Source organism: Nocardia sp. 852002-20019_SCH5090214 (assembly GCF_001665865.1).
In the GTDB taxonomy this organism is placed as follows: Bacteria; Actinomycetota; Actinomycetes; order Mycobacteriales; family Mycobacteriaceae; genus Nocardia; species Nocardia nova.
The window spans coordinates 252,451-277,889 of record NZ_LZMK01000368.1; the positions used below are offsets into that span (position 1 = coordinate 252,451).

Genomic DNA, 25,439 nt, shown 5'->3' on the forward strand with positions numbered 1-25,439 from the left:
TATGGACGCGCTGTGCTGTGCTCTCGGGCGGGGTGTCGCGGCCGCCACATGGAGATGCCGCGCGGTCCGTGCATGATGGTGCTCCGCCGCTGCCGGCAGCCGGCCGTCCGCCTCCGGCGTGCCGGTCTGCTTCGCTGCCGGCGTGATGGGCCGGCTCGCTGCTGGGGCGGGCTGCTCCGCGGCCGCGGTCATCGCTCGCTCCGCAGCAGCAGCACGCCGCTCGGAGTCAACCCACCGCTGCTCGTGACCGCCACCCGCGCGCCGGCGACCTGACGCGGCCCGCATTCACCGCGCAGCTGGGCGACCGCCTCGTGGATCAGGCCCATGCCGTGGGTGCGTCCGTGCGAGAGCTGCCCGCCGTGGGTGTTGAGCGGCAGAAGTCCGTCGCGCGCGATGTTCTTACCGCCGTCGAGGAAGTCCTTCGCCTCGCCGATCTTGCAGAAGCCCAGTGCCTCGATCCAGGACAGGCAGTTGAAGCTGAAGCCGTCGTAGAGTTCGGCGACGTCGACGTCCTCGGGCCGCAGATCGGTGCGCGACCACAGATGCGCCGACTGCCCGAGCACCTGCGGTTCGTGGGTGAGGGTGCTCTGGTCCCACTCCACCCGCTCCAGGATCTGAGTGCCCACGGCCTCCACGTACACCGGGGGTTTGGCCAGATCGGCAGCGGCATCGGCGGCCGAGACGATCACCGCCACCGCGCCGTCGCAGGGCACGTCGCAGTCGTAGAGGCCGAACGGACTGGTCACCGGCCGTGCCGACAGGTAATCGTCCATGGTGAGCGGATCCCGGTACACCGCAGTGGGATTCAGCGCGGCATTGGCACGCTGGTTCAGCGCGATCCAGCCCAGCGTCTCCTTGGTCGTGCCGTAGCGATGGAAGTGCCGCTGCGCGTTCTGGGCGAGGGTGTGCGCCGCGGAGGTCGCCCCGAACGGCAGCTGCCAGCTGGGGGTGCGGCCACCGCCCAGCGGTGCCGTCGCACCGGCGCGGATCAGTTCGTTGTAGGTGGCCTCCCACACCGTCCGGAAGCACAGCACGTGCCGGGCCAGTCCACCCGCGACGGCCAGCATCGCCGCGATCACCGAGCCACCCGGCCCGAAGGTTTCGATGCCGCCGTTGTACCAGACCGGCCGCAGCCCCAGCGCCGACTCGAGGGCGGTCACCCCGCCCTCACCGAATCCGCCGACGTTCCCGCCGCCCGGGTACGAGGAGATTCCGTCGATATCGGCCATCGTGAGCCCGGCGTCCGCGATCGCGCGTTCACAGGCCTGCACGGTCAGCGCCAGCGGGGGAACCATCAGCCGCCGTCCGATCTCGGACATTCCGATGCCGGTCAGCGCCACCCGATCCTCGAATTTGGCGGCGGAGACCCGAGGCCGGACGTGCTCGGCGAAGCGGTCGGGGTCGATCTCGTCGGCCGGCAGCGGTGCCGGCTCCGGTTGTTCGGCCGTGGGCCGGAACAACGGAAGCCACACGTCCTCGTGCTGTTCGAACACCACCTCCATCCGCATACCGAGCACCAGGTCGGCGGCGTCGCAGCCGATGACGGTGGTGGTCAGGCGAATTCGCGGATCCTCCACCAGCGCGACCTGCCCGACCACATACGGCGGTGGCAGCCCCGGCAGTCCGAACCGCTCGTTGTGCGTGAAGCCGATGAGCGTCGCCACACCGGAGACTTCCCGCACCCCCATCTCGGTGCCCCGGCAATAGCGGCACACCGGCTGCGGCGGATGGATCAGCTCGGCGCAGGTCCGGCACTGCTGGATGCGCAGCCGATCGTCGGCGCCGGCGGTCCAGAAGAACTCGTTCTGCGCGGTGAGTTGCGGTAGCGGCCGCCCGGACGCGGTGGTCACCTCACGCCTCCTGCTTGTCGGTGCGAAATGCGAATTCGGCTGTGCGCGAGGCTCAGTGGATGTCGGCCTGTTCCTTGCGGGCGGTCACCGGCGCCGCGAGCTGTTGCTCCTCGCAGATCGCCTGCAACTTCTCCAGCGTCGCGTCGAGCCCCTCGCCCAGCCGCGGGCCCGGGGTGAAGGTCGCCGGCAGATGCCGCATGCCCTGGATGACGGCGATGGTGTCGTAGTGCACCGTGGTGTCGGGGTCGCAGCGGTAGTCCGGCATCCGGTCCAGCACCGCGAGCAGCATCCGCTTGAATACCGTGCGGGCCAGATTGGAGCCGATGCAGCGGTGGATCCCGAGCCCGAAACTGTAGTGCCGGTTGCGATGCCGGTCGAGGATGATCTCGTTGGGGTCCTCGAAGATCGACGGATCGCGGTTGGCCATCGCCCACGACAACCACAGCCGATCGCCCTCGGCGAATCGTGTGCCGACCACCTCGCAGTCCTCGGCGATGGTGCGGCCGTCGCCCGGGGCCGGCGTGTAGTACCGCAGGAATTCCTCGGTCGCCGAATCGAGCAGGGTCTCGCGTTCCGCGCTGAGGATTTCGCGCTGGTCCGGATGCTCCGACAACCATTCCAGCGAATGCGCGGTGAGCGCCGTGGTGGTGTCGAAACCGCCGCCGATGATCAGTGCCAGCATGCCGAGCATCTCGAGGTCGGGCAGTTGGGCGCCGTTGACCTTCGCCCGCACCACCGCGTCGATCATGCCCGGCCGCGGATTCTCCTTGATCTCGATCAGGTTGTTGAGCAGATCCAGGCCCATCTCCCGGTGCATCGCGGTGATCCGCTCGATATCCGGGGAATCGGGCGGGGTGTAGACCGCGGCATGGACCGGTTCGTTGTAGACCGTCCACTTCTTCAGCGGAATGCCGAGCATCGCCAAGGTGAGAACGGCGGGAACGATATTGGCCAGATCGTCGACGAAGTCGATGCGGCCGGATTCGATCTTCTCGTCGATCGCCGCGCGCACGACCTCGTCGATGAACGGAATCCAGCGGTTGACCGCCGCCGGGGACAGATACGGGTTGAGCGCCGACCGCAGTTCACGATGCTCGGGCTCGTCCATCTCCAGGATCCCGCCCCGGATGGCGGCGGCGCGTGGCGGTTTCGGAATCGAAATCCCTTGATAGCCACGGCGTTCCCCGGCGGTGTCGTGATCGTTGGACACGTAGGGGCAGCGGGCGAGTTCGAACACCTCGCGGTTGCCGGCGGCGACCCAGTGGCCACCGTAGGTGTCCGACCAGGCGATCGGGCAGTGCTGCTGCATGTCCTGGGTGATGGACAGGAAATTGTCGCGATACTCCGGGGCGTACCGGTCGAACGAGTACTGCGGTTGTTTCCGCTCGTCGTCCGCCGGTCCGGCCTCGGTGATGTTTTCGGCGGTCACGGCGTTCCTCTCAGGTGATGGTGATCGCTCGTTCCGGGCACGACTGGGCGGCCTCGCGGACCTGTTCCTCCTGATCCGGGGGAACGTCCTCGCTGACCGCCGAGGAGTGGCCGTCGATTTCACTGAGTACGAACGACTTCGGAGCGACCATGGCGCACAGGGTGTGTCCCTGGCAGCGCTCCGGATCGACGCGAACCTTCACGGTGTCTCCCCTTAGATGTGATAGTCGTACCACTTGAGGTATCCGCCGGCGTCCACCCGCATCTGCATGCCGGTGACGTAGCGGGATTCGTCGGAGGCCAGGAACAGCACCATGTTGCTGGTGTCCTCCGGCTCGATCCACGGCACCGGCATGGCCTGCTGCACATGGAACGCGGGCTGCGCGTCCTGCAGGGTCGGCTTCTCGAGATCGGGCCGGAACGAGCGGTACATGGGCTCGCTCTGCAACATGTTCGTATTGCAGTTGGTCGGATGGATGACATTGGCGCGGATATTGCGCGCGGCGATATGCGTCGCCAATTCGTGCATGTACATCGACAATCCGCGCTTGGCGACCATATAGGCGATGCCGCCGGGATCCTTGCCGGGCTGATCGACCTTGGCCACATCCATCAACGCCGCGGTCGAGCCGGTGGCGATGATCGAGGCGCCGGTGTCCAGATACGGCAGTGCGGCGTGCACGGTGTTGATCACGCCGATCAGGTTGGTGTCGATGACGTCGGTCCAGGCCTGCCACTGCGGTTCGCCCTTCATGCCGGCGATGCCGGCCTGGGCCACCACGACATCCAGATGCCCCAGCTCGTCGACGCCGCGTTTCACCGCGTCGCGCAGCGCGGCGATATCGCGGACGTCGGCCTGCACGGCGACGATCCGGCGGCCGGTCTTCTCCACCAGTCGTTCGGTTTCCTCGAGGTCTTCCGGCCGCGCCATCGCATAGCCGATGGTCTCGATGTCCTTGCAGATGTCGACGGCGATGATGTCGGCGCCCTCGGACGCCAGCTTCACCGCGTGACTGCGGCCCTGCCCTCGTGCGGCACCGGTGACGAGGGCGACTTTGCCTTCCACGCGTCCCACTGGTGGTCCTTTCGGTTGTGTTGTGCCTCAGCGCGTTTCGCGCCGGTTAGGTATTGCGGCCGCCGTTGACGCCCAGGATCTGGCCGGTGATGTAGCCGGCTTCCTCGGAGACGAGGAACGCGCAGGCGGCGGCGATGTCCTCGGGCCGGCCGACCCGGCGGACCGGGGTGCGGGCGATGTGGTCCTCGATGGATCCGCCGAGCAGCTGGGCCTGTTCGGTCTTGCGCAGCATCGGTGTATCGATGAACCCGGGCGGGACCGCGTTCACGGTGATGCCCTCCGGGCCGAGTTCCAGGGCCAGCGATTTCGTCAGTCCGTTGACCGCCGACTTCGCCGAGACGTAGTGCGACATGAAGGGTTGCCCGGAATGGGTGCTGGAGGAGGAGATGTTGACGATCCGGCCCCACTGCGCGGCGCGCATATCGGGCAGGACGGCCTGAATGCTGTGGAAGACCCCGTGCAGGTTCACCGCGATGGTGCGTTCCCACTGCTCGAAGCTCAGGTTGGCGAAGCGGCGGTAGCCTTCGGCGCCGGCGGAGTTCACCAGCACCGTCACCGGGCCCAGTTGTTCCCGGATCGCGGTGAGCGCGGCGTCGATCTGGGCGCGGTCGGTGACATCGGCGGTGTGGTCGAATTCGGACTCGCCGGGTTTGATGTCGAGAGTGGCCACGCGAAAGCCGTCGGCGCGCAACCGATTCGCCACGGCCAGTCCGATGCCGGACCCGCCCCCGGTGACCACCGCTGTTCTCACGCCCACGGTTCGGCTCCCGCGATCGTGGTGCGGTGCAGTTCGCGTTCGGAGCTCGCGTCGTAGTGCAGGGCGCGGTGCAGGATTCCGGTGTTGTCCCACACCACCAGATCACCGACCGACCAGTCGTGGGTGTAGGAGAAGCGCGGCTGAGTCGACCACTCCAGGAGTTCGTCGAGCAGTGCGCGGCTCTCGGCCGCGTCCATGCCCACGATGTGGTCGGCGGTGGCGCCGATGACCAGTGAGCGGCGGCCGTCCCGGCGTTGCCACACCAGCGACGTTTCGTGCGTGGGCAGGTGGCGCCAGTCGGCGACCTGCTCGGCGGTCGGGTCGGGGTGCACGAGGCGCTGGGAGGCCTCGAAGCTGTGCACGACGCGCAGGTTGTCGTAGCGCTTGCGTTCGGCCTCGGACAGTCCTTCGTAGGCGGCGTAGGTGCTGGCGAACTGGGTGCCGCCGCCTTCCATCGCCACATGCCGCGCGGTGAGCACGGTGGCCTTGGCCGGCACGTCGTTGGTGGTGTCGTCGATATGCCAGAAGAAGGTGCCCTCGAGATATTTCGCGGCCCGGTTCTTCTCGGGATCCAGTGTGATGGTGAAGATTTCGCGGCCACCGGGAGCGAGCACCGTGCCCAGGCGCCGGCAGAACGCCAGCTGGGCTTCGTCGTCGAGATGCAGTCCGCGGACCACCAGGACGCCGCGCCACTTCAGGGCCTCGAGGCACCGGCTGATCACCGTGTCGTCGTGCAGATCCTCGACCCCGGTGACCTCCACTCCGATGGTGGGGTTCAGCGCTGTCGTCTCAACCACAAGAATCTCCCTTCCAATTGTGAGAACCGTACTCTCGCTCGGCGTTTCTCCGCAAGGTTTCCCTGGATTCGCGCACGTTCCGAGGGTGACCGGGTAACGGCGGCGATCGGTGGGACGCGTTCGGCCATTGCTGGGGCCGAACCTGCTCGGATACATTATTCTCCATTGTTGAGAATGGAATTTCCATAGACGAGGAGACGGGATGCCACAGGGCAACGCGACGGCCGGCGACGGGCGCGCCGTCACCAGACGAATGCTGATCGACGGTGAACTCGTCGCGGGGGAGCGCAGTTTCGCCTCACTCAATCCGGCCACCGGAGAGATCTACGGGTACGCGCCCGAGGCGAGCATCGCCGACACCGAGGCGGCGATCGCGGCCGCGCGCCGGGCCTTCGACACCACCGACTGGTCCACGAACACCGAATTCCGCGCGCACTGCCTGGAGCAGTTCTACGCGGCACTGCGCGCCAACGTCGAAGACCTGCGCGAGCTGACCATCGCCGAGGTCGGCGCGACCCGGATGATGACCCACGCCAATCAGCTCGAGACACCGTTCGAGATCGTGAAATACTTCGCCGGTCTCACCCGCACCTACCCGCGCACCGAGGAACTCGGCGAGGTGGAGGACCGCGGCCGAATGCACCGTCGCTGGGTGGAGCGCGAGGCCTCCGGTGTGGTCGCGGCGATCGCGGCCTACAACTATCCGCATCAGCTGGCGCTGGCGAAACTGGCGCCGGCGCTGGCCGCCGGTTGCACCGTGGTGCTCAAGGGCGCCCCCGATACGCCGCTGGCCACACTGGCGCTCGGCGAGGTGATCGCGGAGCATACCGACATCCCGGCGGGGGTGGTGAACGTGCTGTCCGGATCCGATGTCGAGGTGGGCAGGACGCTGACCACTCATCGCGATGTCGACGTCGTCAGCTTCACCGGATCGACCGCGGTGGGCCGCCAAATCATGTCGGCGGCCGGCGATTCGCTCAAACGCGTCTTCCTGGAACTGGGCGGCAAATCCGCGATGGTCGTGCTCGACGACGCCGATTTCGGCACCGCCGCGATGTTCGGCGCCTTCAGCATCTGCAGCCACGCCGGGCAGGGCTGTGCGATCACCACGCGCATGCTGGTGCCGCGCGAGCGCCACGACGAGGTGGCCGAGATGGTCGCCGGATTCATGTCCAAGGTCAGCTACGGCGACCCGGGCGATCCGAAAAACTATATGGGCCCGCTGATTTCGGAACGCCAGCGCGACAAGGTGCACGGTCTGGTGCAGCGCGCGGTGGAGGCCGGCGCGAAACTGGTGTGCGGCGGGGAGAAGGTCGACCCCGGCTACTTCTACGCCCCGACCCTGCTCGCGGGCGTCGACCCGGACAGCGAGATCGCCCAGGAAGAGGTGTTCGGGCCGGTACTGGCCCTGATCCCGTTCGACGACGACGAGGATGCGGTTCGCATCGCCAACAACTCCGTCTACGGGCTGTCGGGCGGCGTGTTCTCCGCCGACGAGGACCGGGCGCTGGCGGTGGCGCGGCGCATCCGCACCGGAACGATGAGTATCAACGGCGGCAACTACTTTCATCCCGATGTGCCGTTCGGCGGCTACAAGCAGTCGGGCATCGGCCGCGAGATGGGTGTGGCCGGGATCGAGGAATTCCTCGAGCAGAAGTCCTTCGCAGCGGTGGTGGCGTGATGAGCGGCGGCAAACCCCTGGACGGCATCCGCGTCCTCGAGGTCGCGATGTACGGGTTCGTCCCCTCGGCCGGTGCGGTACTGGCCGAATGGGGGGCGGATGTGGTGAAGGTGGAACACGCCCGCACCGGTGATCCGCAGCGCGGGTTGCGCCAGATCGGCCGCTTGAAGGTCGAGGGCGATCCGAATCCCAATATCGAGCACGCCAATCGCGGCAAACGCAGTATCGGACTGGACATGTCGGTCCCCGAGGGGCGCGAGGTGATCTACGAGCTGGCGAAGACGGCCGATGTGTTCCTCACCAGCTTCCTGCCGCAGGCGCGCGCCAAATTCGGCATCGATGTCGACGACATCCGCGCGGTGAAGCCGGACATCGTCTACGCACGCGGCAGCGCGCTGGGACCGCGCGGTGAGGAATCGACCAAAGGCGGTTTCGATATGACCGCGTTCTGGTGCCGTGGGTCGGTCGCCGCGACCATCACCCCGGAGGGGATGGACGGGCTCATCTCCCCGCCCGGTCCGGCCTTCGGCGACACCATCTCCGGCACGAATCTGGCCGGCGGTATCGCGGCGGCGCTGCTGAAACGCGAACGGACCGGCGAACCGTCGGTGGTCGACGTCTCGCTGCTGGGCAGCGGCCTGTGGTCCATGGGCCACACCATCGCGCTGTCGGCACATCTGCGGCAGCCGCTGATCGCGCCCGCACCCGGTTCGCACGGGGCGCCGACCAATCCGCTGTCGGGCCTCTACGAGACCGCCGACGGCCGCTTTCTCTCGCTGGTCATGTTGCAGCCCACCAAGTTCTGGGCCGACGTCATGCGCCACATCGACCGGCCGGAGCTGGCCGACGATCCCCGCTTCGCCACGGCGGAGTCGATCGCCGCCAATACCGAAGCGGGCGTGGCGATTCTGCGTGAGGCGATCGGGCAGCGCACCCTCGCCGAATGGACCGAGAAACTCGCCACCATGGCCGGGCCGTGGGCGCCGGTGCAGGACAGCCTGCAGGTCGGCTCCGATCCGCAGATCCGCGCCAACGACTACCTGGTGCAGGTCGGCAGCCTCGAAATGGTCGCCAACCCGGTGCAATTCGATCTCGCCGCACCCGATACCGGGCCCGGGCCGGAATTCGCGGCGCACACCGAGGAAGTGCTGCTGGAGCTGGGATTGGACTGGGATCGCATCATCGCGCTCAAGACCGCCGGCGCCATCACGTAGTTTCGCCCGCAGGAAGGCTGACATGCCCTGTGTCGCATCGATCGGAACCTATCTGCCCTGCTGGGGCGGACCGCGCGGCCGTGTGCCCGGCGCGGACGAGGACGCGGTGACCCTGGCCGTGGAGGCCGGGCGGGCCGCCCTCTCGGGCGCCCCGCGTGCCACCGCGTATGTCGAGCGCGTCGTCGTGGTGAGCCGGGATCTGCCGTTGCTGGAGAGCAGCAATGCCGCGGTGCTGCTGGCCGGACTGGGTTTGGATCCCGAGCTCGAGGTGATCGAACGACTCGGCGGCGCGCCCGCGACACTGGACGCGCTCAGCTCCGCCCGCCCGCGCACGCTGATCATCGGCGTCGACCTGGATCCGGCCGGTGCGGCCGCGGCGCTGGTCGCCGAGCGCGGACTGGCGGTGCGGACCGCGGCCCGGGTGGCGCGCAGTCTGCCGGTGCGCACCCGCAACGCCACCGGCGATGTCCACGATTACGGTGATCCGCGGCTGCTGCACGAGCGCGGCCTGCTCGCCTCGCTGGCCGCGGCGTGGGTGGATACGCCGGTGATCGTGTCGGGCGTCGACCACGAGCAGGCGGCCCACCTGTGCGTCGGTGACCCACCACGATTGCCGACGACGGGGGCCGGGTCGAGCCTGTTCGCCCTCGCGGCACTGGCCGACTGGGGACAGACGGGGCTGCTCGTCGGGGTCGAGCAGGCCAGTCTGTCGGGGGTCACGGTCTCCGCGGGGCCGGTGCGGGTATACCGGCGCGAGCCCGCGGTGCGAGCCGAACCGGAGGCGGTCGCGGTACCCGGTGCCGACATCCCGATCTCGCTGGCCGCCTACGAGCGGGCCTTCGAGGCCAAGGTGCGCTGGGAGGCCGGTCGCCACCCGGGCCGCGACGAATTGGATTTCCCGCCGCGCTATCGCCTCGGTGACGACGGCCGGCTCAGCACGGACTACACGCTGATTCCGCTGCCGCGCACCGGAACCGTGTACACCGAGGTGACGGTGCACGTGCCGGTGCCCGGTCTGCGAACACCGTATTCGCTGGTGATCGTCGAACTCGACGAGGTGGACGTGCGGGCACTGGTCAAGGTCACCGGCACCGACCCCGGCACGGTCCGCATCGGCGACCGCGGCCGCATGGTCCTGCGCCGGGTCGCGGTGCGCTCCGGAGTGCCGGACTACGGGTACGCGTTCGAGCCGGACACGGAGGCGGCATGAGACATAATCGCGCAGCGCTCGTGGCGCCGACCGGGGTGCGGGCGCTCCCGCGAATTACGGAGGCGGCATGAGACGGGTGGCACTGGTCGGCGCCGGGATGACGCCGTTCGCCGAACATTTCGCGCTCGGGATCAAGGATCTGCTGCCGATGGCCTTCGCCGAATGTGCGGCGTCGGTGGACAAGGGGGTCGCGAAATCGGACCTGCAGGCGGCGTGGTTCGGGGCGATGGGCACCCCGGACGGGTTCCCCTCGGGCATTCTCGCCGACGTGCTCGGGGTGCCGGACCTGCCGGTCACCCGCGTCGAGAATTCGTGTGCCACAGGCAATGACGCGGTGCGCAACGCCCTGTTCGGCATCGCCTCCGGTGCCTATGATGTGGCGCTGGTGATCGGCGCGGACAAACTCCGCGAAACCGCCTCCAAGGACATGTTGTGGGAGTGGGAGGCGATGACCCGCGATATGGCGTGGGACTACCCGCTCGGCCTGATCGCGCCGGCCGGCTTCGCCCTGCACGTCGCTCGCTACCTGCACGAATCGCCCGCCGGACGCGAGCATCTGGGCATGATCGCGGTGAAGAACCACCGGCACGGCGTCTCGAATCCGAAGGCCCAACTGCGGCAAGAGATCTCCCTAGAGCAGGTCCTCAACGCGCCGATGGTGGTGGACCCGTTCGGCGTGTACGACTGCGCGCCGCAGAGCGACGGCGCCGCCGCGCTGATCCTCGCCGCGGAGGACGTGGTGGATCGCTACACCGATCGGCCGGTCTGGATCAGGGGAGTGGGTTTGGGCCTGGATTCGGTGATGCACCAGCACAAACGGGATATGACCACATTCCCGGCGACGGTGCGCGCGGCGAAACAGGCCTTCGCGATGGCGGGACTGACTCCGGCCGATATCGATGTCGCGGAGGTGCACGATTTCTTCACCGGCATCGAATTGATCAGCTACGAGGATCTCGGCTTCGCCGACCGCTTCGAGGCCTGCAAACTGGTCGACACGGGCGCGACCAGCGTGGGCGGTGCGCTGCCGGTGAACCCGAGCGGAGGTTTGAAGTCCAAGGGCCACCCGCCGGGGGCCACCGGTGTGGCGCAATGCGTGGAACTGTTCGAGCAACTGCGCGGCCATGCCGCGAATCAGGTCGACGGGGTGCGAATCGGATTGGCGCACAACCTCGGCGGCCCCACGGCGGTGTCGGCGGTGACGATTCTGGAGGGTCCCCACGGCTGAGATGTCCCCGCGCTGCGAATCCGAGGTCGTCGCGCTCGTCACCGGGCGCGTGGCCCGGCGGCGTGCCGTATTGGATTGGGCCGCACACTATGTCGGCCGTGACGGCACCGTGCATGTCGTCTGTGACGGCACCCTGGCTCCGGCGCTGGTGAGCTCGATCATGGTCGGCATGTTCATCGATGCCGAACAGGTCGAACACGCCGATTTCGCGCAGACGGCGATGCTGCTGGCGCCGCACGGCTGTAACTGGACCTGGCAGCATCTGCCCTTCGGGGCCATCGGGCACGCGGTGGCCCTCGCGCGGCGCAAGAGCCTGCTCGCGGTGGTGCCCGCGCGATCGCAGTTTCTGCGCCCGCCGTCCGTGCGAATCGTCTGCCCGCGGTGAATGCCGCTGCGCTCCCTGGCAATCGGCCGCTGTGAGACACCTGTCCGAACTATAGTTTCGTTCGGGTGTGAGAAGGAGATCGCGATGGACCTGTCTCTCGTAGCGCCGGAACTGCGCGGACCCGCGCGCTGGTTGCCGCCGCTGACGATCGGCCGCCGCTGGACATTGCGCCTGGTGCGCCTGGCCGCCGCGCATCGGCCCGCCCGTCGAATAGCGGGCGTGCGCATCGAGCACCTCGCGGCCGGCCGCGTACCGCTGCGTGTCTATCGCCCCACGGGCACTTCTTCGCCGGTTGCGGTGTTGTGGATTCACGGCGGCGGATACGTTCTCGGCAGTCCGGTCCAGGACGATGCCTTCTGTTCGGTCACCGCTCGCGACCTCGGCGTCACGATCGTCTCCGTCGACTACCGCCTCGCACCCGAACATCCCTTTCCGGCTCCACTGCAGGACTGCTGGATCGCATGGATGTGGTTGCAGCGCAACGCCGCCCGATTCGGTGTCGATCCCGCGCGGGTGGTGCTCGGCGGGCAGAGCGCCGGCGGCGGCCTGGCCGCCTGCCTGTGCCAGCGGCTTCTCGCCGACGGCGGCTCCCGCCCGGCCGCCCTGTGGTTGAGCGCGCCGATGCTCGACGACCACACCGCCGCACGCCGCGACCTGGACGCCCTGCGCCATCTCGGCTGGACCAACGACAACAATCGCTACGGCTGGGGCAGCTACCTCGCCGCCCCACCCGGCAGCGCCACCGTGCCCGATTTCGCCGTAGCCGCCCGTCGCGTCGACCTCACCGGCACCCCGCCGACCTGGATAGGCGTCGGCACCATCGACCTGTTCCACGACGAGGACGTCGCCTACGCGGAGCGTCTGCGCGCGGCGGGCGTGCCGGTCGAACTCGACGTCGTCCCCGGCGCGCCCCACGGTTTCGACAGCTGGGCGCCGGGCGCGGGCCTCGCCCGCGAATTCCACGCACGGTCTCGCCGGTGGCTGGCGACGACGATGGGGTTGACGGTTCACGAACGCGCGCATCGCTGATCGTCGTCTCTGCGACCACGTTGCGTGACGATGCTCGTGCAGTTCAGGTTCGGCCACGACGCAGGAGCTTCCGTATCCTCAGCTTCGGGTGTCCTTGCGGTGGGCGGCGTTGAAGCGCGCCTTCTTCTGGCGGTTTCCGCAGGTGTTCATGTCACACCATTTGCGGGTGCGGCTCCGGCTGGTGTCGAAGAAGGCGGCGCGGCAGGTCGGTGATGCGCACAAGGCCAGTTTTCCGTCTCGTTCGCCCGCGATGATGTTGATCGCGTCGGCGGCGATCACGCCCAGGGCGTCTTCGACGCAGGACGGCGAGGTAAGTCGCCATCGCCGTGTGCCCTCGGGTGTCAGGATTGCCGTGGCCCGGCCCTGAAGGCTGCGGTCGTTGATGATTCGGACGGCATGTGCGGGGAGTGGGTCGTGAATCGCGGCCGCTGTCGCGGCGGCGTGAATTGCCTCCCGTAGTTCCTGGGCCAGCTCGAGCTGGGCGGTGGTGCAGGAGTCCACGGTCAGCTCGTTCACCGCCAGCCAATCGACGAGTCGCTGCGGCGTCGGGATGCGTTCCACCGGATCACCGTGACGCTCCGACAAAGTTCCCGTGAAGCTCGTCGCCAGCACGGTGCCGAGGCGGAAATCAGGAAACCCAGCAGGCATGGAACCACCTTAGCTGGTTGCAGCCTGTCGCCAGTGCATGTTAGAACCGTCTTAGCCGGTTCGCGCAGTCCGGAGCCGGCTCCGCGACGACCAGGAGGTCTCATGTCCGCGCTCGGCCACCTCGATCCGGTTTCCACTCCCGATTCCACTGACGTAGAGCCGTTCGAAGCCCACGCAACCGACGCCGAACTCGACGATCTGCGCGCTCGATTGGCCGCGGCGCGGCTACCGGAGGCTGAGACGGTCCCGCTCGGCGCGTCCGGCCCCCGCCGATGGGCGCAGGGAGTTCCACTCGCCGACCTCGTCGAGGTCGTGAATTACTGGCGCACCGAATACAACTGGCGTTCGTTCGAGGAGCGTCTCGATCGAATCGGCCAGTACCGCACGGCAATCGACGGCCTGGGAATCCACTTTCTGCACCGGCGATCCGCGCGCCCGGATGCGATTCCTCTGATCCTGACGCACGGCTGGCCGGGCAGCATCGCCGAATTCATCGACGTGGTAGACGATTTGGCAGACCCGAAGGACGCATCCGCGCCGGCGTTCCATGTCGTGGTCCCGTCCCTACCGGGCTTCGGTTACAGCGACAAACCGGCCACCACCGGGTGGGGCACCGAAAAGATCGCCGCCGCATGGGTGGAACTGATGGAAAGGCTCGGCTACAGCAGGTTCCTGGCCCACGGCGGCGACTGGGGAGGCAACATCACGACGGTTCTCGGCGGCAGGTTCCCGGAACATGTGCTCGGCATCCATTCGCTGTTCGCCGAGGCCCCGCCCGGATCGGCAACGGACGGGCTGACCGCGGCCGAACGCAGGTGGGCCGAGGAGACCCGTCATTTCTGGCGCCACCGCGCCGCATACGCGAAGCAGCAGGCCACCCGGCCACAGACCATCGGCTACTCGCTCCTCGACTCACCGGTCGGACTCCTCGCCTGGATCCTCGACAAGTTCGCCGAGTGGAGCGACACCGACGACAGCCCGTTCGAAACGATCTCCAAAGATCGCATTCTCGACGACGTCACCCTGTATTGGCTGACGTGCACCGGCGCATCGGCAGCCCGCATCTATTACGAAAGCCACAACTCGCTCGACCCCGACCTCCGAGTCGACGTCCCGTCGGCAATCACCATGTACCCCCGCGACATCGAAAAATGCCCGCGCCCCTGGGCGCAGGAGCGGTACCGGCGGATCGTCCGATGGAACGCACCCGAATGCGGCGGACATTTCCCGTCGCTGGAAGTTCCCCAGTATTTCGTGAAGGACCTGCGAGAAGGCCTGGCCGCAGTGTCGGCCGCCGGTCTGCCCACGCGCTGCGGATCGAGCGTGCTCCCGAGTTCGCGCGACAGCGCAGAATATCCATCGTGAGTCTGGACACGACTATCCTGCGGTGGCTTTCGCTGCATAGGACACCGGCTTTGACAACGGTGGCGCGGGTGGCAATGGATGCCGGGATGAGCAATACGGTCATAGCCGCGGCCGGGGTCGTGGGCTTGGTTGTCGTGGCCGCGAAACGCTGGTGGTGGCAGGGGATTACGATCGCCGCGTCGGTAGTGGCGGCGCAGTCGGCAGCCAGGGCTCTGAAGCATATGATCCACCGGGAGCGCCCACCGATGGACGTCTCGGTCGTTCATGTCGGTGCGTTCTCGATGCCCTCGACCGTGGCCGCGATGACGGCCGCTGTCGCGGTCACCGCCTATTCGGTCCTGCCCTGGCCGGCGGAGCACCGGCGCTGGGTGGGAGGCGTCATCGCCGCGCTCCTCGTCTGCATCGGTATCGCGATGGTCTACCTGGGGGCGCACTGGCCGACGGATGTGCTGGCCGGTTGGGGTCTGGGCGCGGCAGTTGCCGGAATTGTCATGATGGTGGCCAGAGTCGCCTCTCGACGTGTCCGCAAATCGGCAGCGCCCGCGAGCGGAATCCTTGACACCCCCGACGTTGCCACTCGGGTGCATTCCTCCGGTCGGCTTCCGGGCAACCGTCCGCCGGGACCTTGACACGGTGTCGGCCGCAGCGTTTGACTAGGGAAATTCTCGTTTCACCTCGCATGATGACGGTCGGAGAGGTTGACTTATGCGCAGCGGAGGGTTGACGGGTCCGAGGCTCCGGCGCGGAGCGGGCTACCGCGGAATCGGCATAGCGGCGGCAGTGATCGGGCTCTGCATCGTCTCGCTGGGGGTATCCCAGACGGCCACAGGCGAACCAGTGGCAAATGCTGTCGACACCGGGTTCTCCGTTCCCTTCTCCGGGGCGCCCGGATACGAGCAGGTGGCGCCGACGCGGATGAGCAGCCCGGATCAGCTGAACCAGCCGCTCGGCGAGGCGGCGGCGGATCGGATCGCCGCGCAGATCGGGCTCGACCGCGCCGATGCGTTGACCGATCAGCAGTATCAGGATTTGAGCAGCGGTGGGGGAGTCGGCGGCAACCGGGACGCGGCGAATGTGATCAACGCGTGCGTCGACATCCTCACCAATACGGTCGGCCGACCGCTCTATTCCGATGTCGGCGGGCAACGTACGCCCTCGACCCTGGCCGGTTACGGGTTGTATGTGAATCCGAGCGGCATGCTGGAGAGCCCGGCCAACGCGGACGCGCCGACACGGCAGGTGAATACCCTGATCGCGCCCGGCGGCTATGTCGGTAACTGGTTGCGGGACAACGGTGCGACCCGGAGTGTGGTCGCGCTGTACCGGTCCGCCTACACGGTGCAGGCCGCTTACGGGTTTGTGGCGCAACAGATTTCGGGTGCGGCTCAGCTGGTCACCAACACAGAGGGAAAGACGAGCACCGTGGTCGGCATGTCGATGGCGCCGCCGCTGTGGATCGTGAACTTCGCCCTGATCTACATCTTGAAACCCGCCTCGGCGGCGGCCATGCCCGCCTACTGGGCGCCCATTCCCGGCCCCGTGGTCGACGCCATGAAGGCCAGTCCCACCGGGCAGGTCCCGTTCGGCGAATACGCCTCCTACTTCGGGTAGTTCCCGCACACGGCCGGCACGTGGCGGTTTCCCGAGGTCCCGGAGATCCCGGCCGCGGTTAGAGTCGGGGCATGAGTAGCGAACCGCTTGCACTGCCCTCGGCCGAGTGGCCGGACTGGCTCGGCGATTACGTCCGCGGCCGGCTGCGGACCGCGGCGGAAACGGTGGCGCAGCTGAAGGCCGCGACACCCGCCGACACCGCCGGCGTGCTCGAACTGTGGAACGACGCCGACATCGCGCTGCGCGGGGCCGATTCGGCCGCGCACCTGTTCGCCGAAGTCCACCCCGACCCCGGGGTGCGCGGACCGGCCGAGGAATTGGTGCAAGAGGTCGATCGAGCCCGGACCGCGCGCGATCTCGACCGCGATCTCTACGACATCGTCGCCGCCACCGACTCCGCGAGCCTGGACGAGGTGTCGGCGCGCATGCGCGAGCATGTCCTGCGCGATTTCCGGCGCAGCGGTGTGGACCGCGACGAGCCGACCCGGGACCGGCTCCGGGCGATCTCCGAGCGGCTCACCGTACTGGAACAGGAATTCGGCCGCACCATCCGCGAAGACGTCCGCTCGATCCAGGTCTCACCCGGCCGACTCGACGGGCTGCCAGCGGATTTCGTCACCGCGCATCCGCCCGGGGCGGACGGACTCGTCACGGTCACCACCGACTATCCGGACTATCTGCCGTTCCGTACCTACGCCCGGGACGCCGAGGCGCGCCGCGCCCTCACCGTGGCGTTCGAGAGCCGCGGCTGGCCCGCCAACGACGCTGTGCTGCACGAGATCCTGGATCTTCGTGCCGAGAAGGCACGGCTGCTCGGCTTCGACAGCTGGCCCGATTACGACGCCGACGTCAAGATGATCGGTAGCGGGCACGCCATCGCGGAATTCATCGAGCGCATCGCGAGCGCCGCCGACGCCGCGGGCCGGCGCGATCTCGAGACACTGCTGGCCCGGCGCCGCGAGGACGAGCCCACCGCCACGAGCATCGATCGCTCCGAGGTCGGCTACTACACCGAACTCGTGCGCCGCGAACAGTACGACGTCGACGCCCGGGAGGTGCGCCGCTACTTCGATTTCCCGCGCGTGCGAGCCGGTCTGCTCGAAGTCACCGGCCGCCTCTTCGGACTGGAGTATCGACCCGTCGACGTCCCGCGCTGGCACGAGGACGTCACTGTCTACGACGTCTACGCCGACGGTGAACGACGCGGGCGGATCTATCTGGACCTGCATCCCCGCGAGGGCAAATACAAGCACGCCGCGCAATTCGACCTCGTCGGCGGTGTCGCCGGAAAACTCCTGCCCGAGGGCGTGCTGGTGTGCAACTTCTCGCGCGGACTGATGGAACATCAGCACGTCGTCACGCTGTTCCACGAGTTCGGGCACCTGATCCACCACGTCGTGGGCGGCCACCAGGACTGGGCGCGCTTCTCCGGGGTCGCCACGGAATGGGACTTCGTCGAGGCCCCGTCGCAGATGCTGGAGGAATGGGCGTGGGACGCAACCGTTCTCGCCACCTTCGCCGTCGACGAGACCGGGGCGCCCATCCCCGCCGAACTGGTGGACCGCATGCGGGCGGCGAAAGAATTCGGCAAGGGCGTTTCGGTCCTCACACAGGTCGGCTACACCGAGGTGTCCTATCTGCTGCACCAGGACAGGCCCGCCGACCACGACCCGGTGGTCGTCGATGCCGTGACGCGGCACAGCGGAATCGCCGAGGTGCCGCAGACCCATTTCCAAGCCTCGTTCGGGCACCTGGCCGGCTACACCTCCGCGTACTACACCTATCTGTGGAGCCTGGTGATCGCGAAGGATCTGTTCTCCGCGTTCGACGCCGGCGCCGTGTTCGATCCCGTTGTGGCGCAACGCTACCGCGACCGGATCCTGGCACCGGGTGGTTCGCGCGACGCGGCGGATTCGGTGGCCGACTTCCTCGGACGCCCCTTCACCTTCGACGCGTTCGCGGCCTGGCTGGACCGTGCACCCACGCCGCATACGGTGTCGTGAACGGGGCGTACGTCGTCAGTTGTGCGTCCAGTCGGGTTGCAGCAGGTCCGCCACCCGGGTTTCGCGGCCGAGGAGCACGACGTCGCGGAATTGCAGCAGTATGGCGCCGGTCGGTGCGTGAATGGTCATCGAGTCGCCGATCCTGAGTTGCAGCAGCCGGGAGCCGTCCTTCCGGTCGACCCAGTGCGGCACCTCGTCGGCGGCGAGGCGGTCGAGCCGAACGAAGTGAACGGCGTGCACCTCGTCGGCGTTGGGGTCGAGGGCACCGGGATCGTCGAGGGCGACGACGATGGGAGTGATCGCGAAACCGGACGCCGCCGGGAAATCGTCGAGCCGGCCGAGGACATGGGTGGGCGAGGCGACCAGGCCGACTTCCTCGTGCAATTCCCGTAACCCCGCCGCGATCGCGCTTTCGTCACCGTCGACCCGCCCGCCGGGCAGCGCCCACTGACCGGCGTTGCGGCCGCGATAGGCCCGTTTGATCACGATCACGCAGGGGTGCCCGTCGTGTTCGAGTACGCACAGCACGACTGTCGCGCGGCGCATTCCGGGCGCATCCGGAGTTGTTCGGAAGCCGAACTCGCGCAGGCGTAATGCGGCGAGGTCCCGGAAGTTCTGCACGCTCATCCCTCGATCTTGTCATCAGGATGCCGCGGCAGCCCGGTTCGCCCCGAAGCCGCCTCGCATCCCGCTTCCCTCGGTGCCGGGTGCACAGCGTAGCCACCCTGGGAAACAGACGGGCCTACCCGGATGGGAAGCTGTCCGGACAGTTTCCGTCGGTGAGTGGAGGGCATGGAGTTGAGTACCGCGCCGTCGCTGGGCCGTCCGGTCGGAGCCAGTGGTGTGCAGACGCGCCGGCGGATCATCGCGGCCACCATGCGGTGTGTCTCCGAGGTGGGGTATTCCCGTGCGACGATCCGGGAGATCGCGCGGGTGGCGGACATGACCAGCGGTAGCTTGTACCACTACTTTCCGAACAAGTCCGAGCTCGTGAAAGCGGCGTTCCTGGAGCTGTCGGAAACCACGGTGCCGCGCTTGGCCGCGGCCGCCGACCGGGTCGACGGTGTGCTGGACAAGTTGATGGCGGTGCTCGACGAGGGCGACCAGGTGATCAGCGACTACCCGTTCGCGGCGGCGTTCGACCGCGCCATCCGGGTGGAGAGCCCCGCACATCTGCACCTACCCGAGGACAGCGACACCATCTTCACCGCGCTGCGTGCGGTGATCAGCGGAATCGTCCGGCAGGCGGAGCACGAGGGCGCGCTGAGTCAGGGGTTGGATCCCGCCTCTGCTGCGGACGCGGTGTATGCCCTTTTCCGGGGGCTGTACGACCAGGCCGCGACTGCGGCGCCGCAGGATTATCATGCGGCGGTCGATGCGTCGAAGATGCTGTTGCGGGGGAGTTTGTTCGACTTCACCCAACCCCCACGGTAGCCCCGGTCATTCGGCGGGGCTGTAGCGGATGTGCAGCCGGGTGACGCCACGCAGGATGAAGGTGGGCAGATACCGGTACCGTCGCGCACCGGCCGGACCGTGCCGGTCCTCGTCGATGCGGATATCCCGGGTGCGATCGAACAGCCGATTCAACGCGGCCAGCGCTTCGGCGCGCGCCAATGGTGCGCCGGGGCAGGTGTGTACCCCTCGCCCGAATGCTACGTGGGTGCGCGCATTGGGCCGCTCGGGGTCGAAGGTGTCGGGATCGGCGAACCGGCGCGGGTCGCGATTGAGCGCGGCATTGACGAGCATCACGATCGTGCCCGCCGGCAGGTCCACGCCCCCGACGGTCACCGGCACCTTGACCAGCCGGAAATCGCCGCGGATGGGACTTTCGTAGCGCAAGGTCTCCTCGATGAAGTTGGGCAGCAGGTCGCGATTCGCGCGCAGCCTGCCTTGCAGCTCCGGGTCCTCGGCGATGAATTGCACTGCCGTGCCCAGCAATCGGACCGTGGTCTCCTGCCCGGCGGCGAACAGATTCGCCGCCACCCGGACCGCGTCGATCACCTCGGGGGTACGGCCGTCGGGGAAGGTCGCGGACGCAACGCCGGTCAGGACGTCGCTGCGAGGATGGGCGCGGCGGTCGGCGATGTAGCCGGAGAATTTGTCGTACAGGTAGTCGAGCGGGGTGTGCCCGAGGGCTTGTCCGCGGCTGCTGCCGAGGACACTGCTGTTGCCGAGCAACGCGGCGCGGAACTCTTCGTGGTCGGCCTCCGGAACACCGAGCAGATCGGCGATGACGAGCATCGCGAACGGCTCGGCGAAGGCGGAGTTGAACTCGACCCGGCCGTCGGTGAGAGCCTCGTCGTACTGACGGTCGGCCAGCCGCCACATGAACTCCGCATTCTCCTTCAATCGCTTCGGTGTGATCATGCGTGCCAGCAGCGCCCGGTGCGCGGTGTGATCGGGCGGGTCCATCGTCGGCAGTTGATCGCTCATCGCCACTTCGTCGCGATGCGCGGCGATCAGGTCCGAGATGTCGTCACCGGTCAGTGGGACCGGGAAACCCGGGAACGGTCCGGTCACCGACAGGCAGGAGGAGAACCGCTCGGTGTCGCCGAAGATGGCGAGTGCCTCGTCGTAGCCGGTCACCATCACCACGTCGTGGTGCTTCTCTCGCCGCAGCGGGCACTCTTCGCGCAGCGAGGCGAAATAGTCGTACGGGTCGCGCAGCAGTTGTTCATCGGTGAAAAAGTCGACGGCGTCGATATCGGTTGTAGCGTTGTCCTGCACTGTGATTCGCTCTTTCACGAGATATCGATGCCTTCGTAGCTTCCGAGCATGTCGTTGCTGGGCAGAGCCATCTGCAGGTATACGTCGATATGCCGGATCAGCCCGGCGTCGTCGAATTCGTAGACCGACATCGAATTGACGACGCTGGAGAAATTTCCGACCTTGCTGCGTTCCTCCAATTCGAGGAATACCACATTGCGGTGTTCGGTGATGCGTTTGAAGCTGCCCTCCCATTCGGCGGATTTCGCCCAGCCGGTGAGAAATTCGATGTACTGGTCCCAGTTCATGACCTCTTTGAAGTTGCCGATTCGCTCGAACTCCGCGACGGCGACCATATCGGCCAGCGCCGCCCAGCTCGCGGCCGAGAATCCGGGCTCCTTCGCCTCATCGACGAGCCGTTTCACGGTGGCGCCGTATTCCAGCACAAGGTGCGACAGGCCGGTGTGCTCGCGCGCGACGGCGGCGATGTCGTGCGATGTCATTTGCCGGCTCCCTCGACATTTCGCCGGCCGACCGCGAGATACCGGTCCAGTACCGAATGGAAGTGCGCGATCACAATCTCCTCACCGACCAGCGACAAGTATTCGAGTCGGTTGCTGCGCAGACCGCGCTGCTGGCGTGGCATCTGCTCGTAGTCCTGTTCGAGTGCGAGGAAGTACTTGTAACTCCCGGGGTCGTCGACCTCGACGGGTGCCGCACGGACGGCGTCGCGGAAATCTTCCGGTAGATACATGTAACTGCATACGTGCCAGATACAGCGGTGCGGGTCGCCGTCGGGGTGCGGCGACGACATGATGACGTGGCATTCGCCCGCACGGATCGTCATGAAGAAGTTCGGGAAGAGAAACCAGCCGTGATTGTCGCTCATCTGCGCATCCGTCAGGCCGCTGACATCGAGACCCTGTTCGGTCAATGTGGCACGGGTGGCTTGTTGGAGCAGGGTGCGTGCCGTGACACCGGCCGGGAATGCGAGGTCGCCGCCGGAGTCGCGGAAGCCGGCGACCAATTCGTCGAAAGCGGGCAGAACGCGCGCGACGCCTGGGAAGGTCTCGGTAAGACCTCGGATGCCCTCGACTTGTTGTTCGGGAGTGAAGTGCTCGGCATTCGCGACCTCGAACGGTGCGACCGCGACGCTGTGATCGTCGAAGAAGCGATAACGGGCCTTGGTTCCGTCGACGTCGATGGCGCGCAACAGTTCCGGGTGGATGCCGGCGATATGGTAGCCCTCGGAGAAGGCATCCATGACCACCTTCCAATTGCAGTTCAGTCCCTCCCGCACATCCATCACAGTGGGCATCCGGTCGAGGTGGTACGGCGCGAGCAGTTCCGCGACGTCTGGTCCGATGAAGTCCATGAGGGGTGCGGCGTGCGGATCAGGGTTCAAGAAGATGAATCCGGCGAAGCATTCGACCGGGACCGTGAACAACGAATGCTCGGATTTTTCGATATCGTCGCCGTAGGCGTCCTGACGCAGAATTCCCTTCAATCTGCCTTCGAGGTCGTAGGACCACAGGTGGTACTGGCACAGAAATCCCCGCTTCGCATTTCCGGACCCACTGCACAGCGGGTTGCCGCGGTGCCGGCAGGCATTGACGAATCCGCGGATGGTCCCGTCGCGACCGCGGGCGAGGACGAAGGACTGGTCTAGTATCCGATACTCCTTCCAGTCGCCGGTTTCCGGAAGGTCGTCGACCCGGCCGGCGATCTGCCATACCCGCGACCAGATCGCATCTCGTTCCTTTTCGGCGAACGCCGGTGCGGTATAGCGGTCGGTCGAGATGCGTGTGCCGAACCGGTCGTTGCCGATCTCTCGTGCGCTTGCCGCGGTATCGACCCAGTCTCCGGGTTTCGCTGAATTCATGGGCCTTCCTTCGGAATTCGCGCAGCCGAAGCGCGGATACGGCGAGATGTCATCGGTGAGAGCGAACCGGATTCGCAACGATCAGGGGGTACCCGACGCGGCTACTAATCAATCAGTTGATTGATTAGTAGCCTGCATCACAGTCCTGGTCGGTGTCAAGGTGTCCGAGGAATATCGGTACCGGCTAACGCCCCCGCCGCACCTGATCGAACGGCACATCCCGGTCGGCGGCGTCCTCACGGGGCATGCCCAGGACGCGTTCGCTGATGATGTTGCGGGCCATTTCGGTGCTGCCCCCGGCGAGGCTCCAGGCCTGCCGGTAGAGGTACTCCTGGCCGGCTCGGCCGAGGCCGGGTCCGTCGCCCGGGTCGCCGGTCGCGGCGGCGGCGCCGGCGATGCGCAGGGCGGCATCGGACTGCAGCCACGAATTGCGGGCGCTGAACAGGCGCACGATCGAACCGGCCGCGGGGGCCAGATCGCCGGCGGCGATGCGGGCGCCGACATGGGCGATGAGCTGGTCGTGAACCAGATTCATCGCATGCGCTTCGCCGATGTCCTCGCGCACGCGCGGGTCGGCGAGTTGTCCCGTGCGCCGGGCGATCTCGATGAGGGCGCGCACATCGCGGCCACTGTGCTGGCCCACGCCGCTGGCGTACGGGGAGGCGCCACCGACCGCGCTGCGTTCGTGCTGCAGCAACCGGCTCGCGACGGCCCACCCGCCGTCGACCTCGCCGACCACGGCATCGGCCGGGATCCGGACATCGTCGAAGAACTCCTGACAGAATTCGGTGGACCCGTCGACCTGGGTGATCCGGCGGATGGTCAGTCCGGGGGAGTGCACCGGCACCAGGAACATGGTCAGCCCGGCGTGTTTGGGCACCTGCCAGTCGGTGCGGGCCAGGCACAGCGCATAGTCGGCGGCATAGGCGCCCGAACTCCAGATCTTGGACCCGTTCAGCACCCACTCGTCACCGTCACGATCGGCGCGGGTGGTGAGGCCGGCCAGGTCGGATCCGCCGCGCGGTTCGGACAGGAATTGCACCAGCAGCTCCTCACCGCGCAGCGCGGCGGCGATGTGGGTGCGTTTCTGCTCCTCGCTTCCCATGTCGAGAAGTGTTGCGGCGCAGATGGTGAGGGTCGGGATATTGAGCGCCAGCGGCATCTCGTACGGGCGTGACTCCTCGGTGAAGGCGCGCTGATGGGCCGGGCTCAGGCCCAGGCCGCCGTATTCGGCGGGAAAGCAGATCCCGGCGAAGCCGCCGTCGTAGAGAATGCGCTGCAGTTCGCGAGCGCGGGCCCACACCTCCGGCGATTTCTGCTCACCCGAACGAACCGGCGGCGCCGGCGGCAGCGTCTCCCGCAACCAGCGACGGGCGCGGTCGCGGAAACTGTCGACCGATTCGGTTGTGGTGGTGGCGGATTCGGTGGTGCTCATGCGGGGATCGTCTCCAGCAGATCGGTGAGCCGGCGCCGGTGTTCGGCCGGGGTGCCGTACAGGGCGCGTCCGAGCGTGACCCGGCGCAGATACAGATGCAGATCGTGTTCCCAGGTGACGCCGAGCCCACCGTGGATCTGCACGCATTCCTGCACGATCTCGCCGGCCGTGGCGCCGACGAAGGATTTCGCGACGCCGACCGCCTCGGCCGTGTCGATGGTGTCGTCGCCGAAGCTCGCGGCCGCGGCCCAGGAGGTGGCCCGGCATGCCTCCAGGGTGGTGGCGATGTCGGCGGCCCGGTGTTTGAGCGCCTGATACGAGGCGAGCGGACGGCCGAAGGTGTAGCGGTCGAACATCCACTGCGCCGTGGCCTCGAAGGCTCGCTGGGCGGCTCCGGCCATCTCCGCCGCGCTCAGCGCGGCGGCCACGAGCAGTTGCGCCTCGGCGGCGGCCGCGGCGGCTTCGGGATCGCGCTGCACCACGGCGTCCGGGGCGACCGCTACGTCGTCGAAAACGACTGTGGCCGTGCGACGCACGATATCCAGGGTCCACACCGGGGTGACGGTGACACCGGGCGTGTCCGTGGCGACGAGGAGCTGCACCGGGCCCTCGGGCCCCCGGGCGTCGACGATCAGCAGATCGGCCTGGGCGCCGTATTCGACGCGATCCTTCACCCCCGACAGCCGGTACCCGGCACCGTCCGGCGTGGCCACGGTGTCGAAGGTGGCGGGAGCCGGACCCGTGCCCGGTTCGTAGTGGGCCCAGGTCGCGATCGCGGCTCCGGCGAGGACGTCCGCTATCGCCGCGTCGAAATCCCCTGTGCTGCCGAGCAATCCGGTCAGCGTGGCATTCACCGCGAGCAGCGGCCCGGGGGCGCACGCGCGCCCGAATTCCTCGGCGAGCAGCGCGAGGTCGGCCATCGGCGTGTCCGATACCGCGCCGCCGCCGAGCCGTTCGGGGACCAGAGGTGCGGTCCAGCCCAGCTCGGCGCCGCGCCGCCACCAGTCCCGATCGAAGCCGTCGGGGGAGTCGGCGAGGCGGCGCACCGTGTCCACGGGCACGGTGGCGGCGAGAAAGTCGCGGGTGGTGGTCCGGAACAGCCGTTGGTCGGCGGTGGGGGCGGCAGTCACGAATG

The 25,439-nt window shown here is 67.6% G+C and carries 24 protein-coding genes; 11 read left to right on the plus strand and 13 right to left on the minus strand.

All coding sequences use genetic code 11. The features are described from left to right. Window positions 1-188 precede the first annotated feature (188 nt). The 6 genes from A5780_RS29635 to A5780_RS29660 are packed head-to-tail and all read right to left on the minus strand — an operon-like array spanning window position 189 to window position 5,907. Window positions 189-1,850: a zinc ribbon domain-containing protein gene (locus A5780_RS29635; RefSeq protein ID WP_064904825.1), complete on the minus strand. Its 1,662-nt coding sequence runs from the start codon at window positions 1,848-1,850 to the stop codon at window positions 189-191. Between the two features lie 52 nt (window positions 1,851-1,902). After that, window positions 1,903-3,279, minus strand: a complete 1,377-nt coding sequence (locus A5780_RS29640; protein WP_063013864.1) for a cytochrome P450 — start codon at window positions 3,277-3,279, stop codon at window positions 1,903-1,905. A gap of 10 nt (window positions 3,280-3,289) precedes the next feature. Further along, window positions 3,290-3,481, minus strand: coding sequence for a ferredoxin (locus tag A5780_RS29645; protein WP_030517538.1), 192 nt, complete (start codon window positions 3,479-3,481; stop codon window positions 3,290-3,292). A gap of 11 nt (window positions 3,482-3,492) precedes the next feature. Further along, the gene (locus A5780_RS29650) at window positions 3,493-4,353 is read right to left on the minus strand and encodes a mycofactocin-coupled SDR family oxidoreductase (protein ID WP_030517539.1); all 861 of its coding nucleotides are present in this window, start codon (window positions 4,351-4,353) and stop codon (window positions 3,493-3,495) included. A gap of 46 nt (window positions 4,354-4,399) precedes the next feature. After that, a complete protein-coding gene (locus A5780_RS29655) occupies window positions 4,400-5,104 on the minus strand; it encodes an SDR family NAD(P)-dependent oxidoreductase (RefSeq protein WP_063013996.1) in 705 nt (234 codons plus the stop codon). Beyond that, window positions 5,101-5,907 carry a TauD/TfdA family dioxygenase gene (locus A5780_RS29660; protein WP_063013866.1) on the minus strand — a complete coding sequence of 269 codons (807 nt, stop codon included), beginning with the start codon at window positions 5,905-5,907 and terminating at the stop codon, window positions 5,101-5,103. Before A5780_RS29660 ends, A5780_RS29655 begins: the two co-directional genes overlap by 4 nt. 202 nt (window positions 5,908-6,109) lie before the next feature. Here A5780_RS29660 and A5780_RS29665 point away from each other — a divergent pair, with 202 nt between their 5' ends. The 6 genes from A5780_RS29665 to A5780_RS29690 all read left to right on the plus strand — a co-directional run bounded on the left by A5780_RS29665 (window position 6,110) and on the right by A5780_RS29690 (window position 12,654). Beyond that, the gene (locus A5780_RS29665; RefSeq protein WP_064910480.1) at window positions 6,110-7,588 is read left to right on the plus strand and encodes an aldehyde dehydrogenase family protein; all 1,479 of its coding nucleotides are present in this window, start codon (window positions 6,110-6,112) and stop codon (window positions 7,586-7,588) included. After that, complete coding sequence (locus A5780_RS29670; RefSeq protein ID WP_063013870.1) at window positions 7,588-8,802, plus strand: CaiB/BaiF CoA-transferase family protein; 1,215 nt, start codon at window positions 7,588-7,590, stop codon at window positions 8,800-8,802. The genes A5780_RS29665 and A5780_RS29670 overlap by 1 nt, the downstream gene beginning before the upstream one ends. Window positions 8,803-8,824: 22 nt before the next feature. Continuing rightward, the gene (locus tag A5780_RS29675; protein ID WP_063013872.1) at window positions 8,825-10,012 is read left to right on the plus strand and encodes an OB-fold domain-containing protein; all 1,188 of its coding nucleotides are present in this window, start codon (window positions 8,825-8,827) and stop codon (window positions 10,010-10,012) included. Between the two features lie 67 nt (window positions 10,013-10,079). After that, window positions 10,080-11,240: a thiolase gene (locus A5780_RS29680; protein ID WP_064910481.1), complete on the plus strand. Its 1,161-nt coding sequence runs from the start codon at window positions 10,080-10,082 to the stop codon at window positions 11,238-11,240. A gap of 1 nt (window position 11,241) precedes the next feature. Next, window positions 11,242-11,625, plus strand: coding sequence for a hypothetical protein (locus A5780_RS29685; RefSeq protein ID WP_064910483.1), 384 nt, complete (start codon window positions 11,242-11,244; stop codon window positions 11,623-11,625). 84 nt (window positions 11,626-11,709) lie between these two features. Beyond that, complete coding sequence (locus A5780_RS29690; protein WP_064910485.1) at window positions 11,710-12,654, plus strand: alpha/beta hydrolase; 945 nt, start codon at window positions 11,710-11,712, stop codon at window positions 12,652-12,654. A 78-nt stretch (window positions 12,655-12,732) separates the two neighbouring features. Here the strand turns inward: A5780_RS29690 and A5780_RS29695 are convergent, their stop codons facing one another. Continuing rightward, the gene (locus tag A5780_RS29695; RefSeq protein WP_063013880.1) at window positions 12,733-13,302 is read right to left on the minus strand and encodes an ABATE domain-containing protein; all 570 of its coding nucleotides are present in this window, start codon (window positions 13,300-13,302) and stop codon (window positions 12,733-12,735) included. A 102-nt stretch (window positions 13,303-13,404) separates the two neighbouring features. Here A5780_RS29695 and A5780_RS29700 point away from each other — a divergent pair, with 102 nt between their 5' ends. The 4 genes from A5780_RS29700 (at window position 13,405) to A5780_RS29715 (ending at window position 18,281) form a co-directional block, all read left to right on the plus strand. Further along, complete coding sequence (locus tag A5780_RS29700; protein WP_082856994.1) at window positions 13,405-14,667, plus strand: epoxide hydrolase family protein; 1,263 nt, start codon at window positions 13,405-13,407, stop codon at window positions 14,665-14,667. Further along, complete coding sequence (locus A5780_RS29705) at window positions 14,664-15,296, plus strand: phosphatase PAP2 family protein (RefSeq protein WP_169812410.1); 633 nt, start codon at window positions 14,664-14,666, stop codon at window positions 15,294-15,296. The genes A5780_RS29700 and A5780_RS29705 overlap by 4 nt, the downstream gene beginning before the upstream one ends. A gap of 76 nt (window positions 15,297-15,372) precedes the next feature. Then, on the plus strand, window positions 15,373-16,278 hold the full coding sequence (locus A5780_RS29710; RefSeq protein ID WP_064910487.1) for a hypothetical protein: 906 nt from the start codon (window positions 15,373-15,375) through the stop codon (window positions 16,276-16,278). A 71-nt stretch (window positions 16,279-16,349) separates the two neighbouring features. Beyond that, window positions 16,350-18,281, plus strand: coding sequence for a M3 family metallopeptidase (locus A5780_RS29715; protein ID WP_064910489.1), 1,932 nt, complete (start codon window positions 16,350-16,352; stop codon window positions 18,279-18,281). Window positions 18,282-18,296: 15 nt separating this feature from the next. Here the strand turns inward: A5780_RS29715 and A5780_RS29720 are convergent, their stop codons facing one another. After that, window positions 18,297-18,908: a CoA pyrophosphatase gene (locus A5780_RS29720; RefSeq protein ID WP_064910491.1), complete on the minus strand. Its 612-nt coding sequence runs from the start codon at window positions 18,906-18,908 to the stop codon at window positions 18,297-18,299. 165 nt (window positions 18,909-19,073) lie between these two features. Here A5780_RS29720 and A5780_RS29725 point away from each other — a divergent pair, with 165 nt between their 5' ends. After that, window positions 19,074-19,715, plus strand: coding sequence for a TetR/AcrR family transcriptional regulator (locus A5780_RS29725; protein ID WP_063013888.1), 642 nt, complete (start codon window positions 19,074-19,076; stop codon window positions 19,713-19,715). A gap of 6 nt (window positions 19,716-19,721) precedes the next feature. On the opposite strand, the gene A5780_RS29730 is transcribed toward A5780_RS29725, so the two are convergent. From A5780_RS29730 to A5780_RS29750, 5 genes are all read right to left on the minus strand, one after another. Then, on the minus strand, window positions 19,722-21,026 hold the full coding sequence (locus A5780_RS29730; protein ID WP_231983144.1) for a cytochrome P450: 1,305 nt from the start codon (window positions 21,024-21,026) through the stop codon (window positions 19,722-19,724). Further along, the gene (locus tag A5780_RS29735) at window positions 21,023-21,490 is read right to left on the minus strand and encodes a hypothetical protein (protein WP_064904810.1); all 468 of its coding nucleotides are present in this window, start codon (window positions 21,488-21,490) and stop codon (window positions 21,023-21,025) included. Before A5780_RS29735 ends, A5780_RS29730 begins: the two co-directional genes overlap by 4 nt. Further along, the gene (locus A5780_RS29740) at window positions 21,487-22,869 is read right to left on the minus strand and encodes an SRPBCC family protein (protein WP_064910494.1); all 1,383 of its coding nucleotides are present in this window, start codon (window positions 22,867-22,869) and stop codon (window positions 21,487-21,489) included. Before A5780_RS29740 ends, A5780_RS29735 begins: the two co-directional genes overlap by 4 nt. Window positions 22,870-23,053: 184 nt before the next feature. Continuing rightward, window positions 23,054-24,304: an acyl-CoA dehydrogenase family protein gene (locus A5780_RS29745; RefSeq protein ID WP_064910496.1), complete on the minus strand. Its 1,251-nt coding sequence runs from the start codon at window positions 24,302-24,304 to the stop codon at window positions 23,054-23,056. Then, window positions 24,301-25,434: an acyl-CoA dehydrogenase family protein gene (locus A5780_RS29750; protein WP_064910498.1), complete on the minus strand. Its 1,134-nt coding sequence runs from the start codon at window positions 25,432-25,434 to the stop codon at window positions 24,301-24,303. The genes A5780_RS29745 and A5780_RS29750 overlap by 4 nt, the downstream gene beginning before the upstream one ends. Window positions 25,435-25,439: the final 5 nt, after the last annotated feature.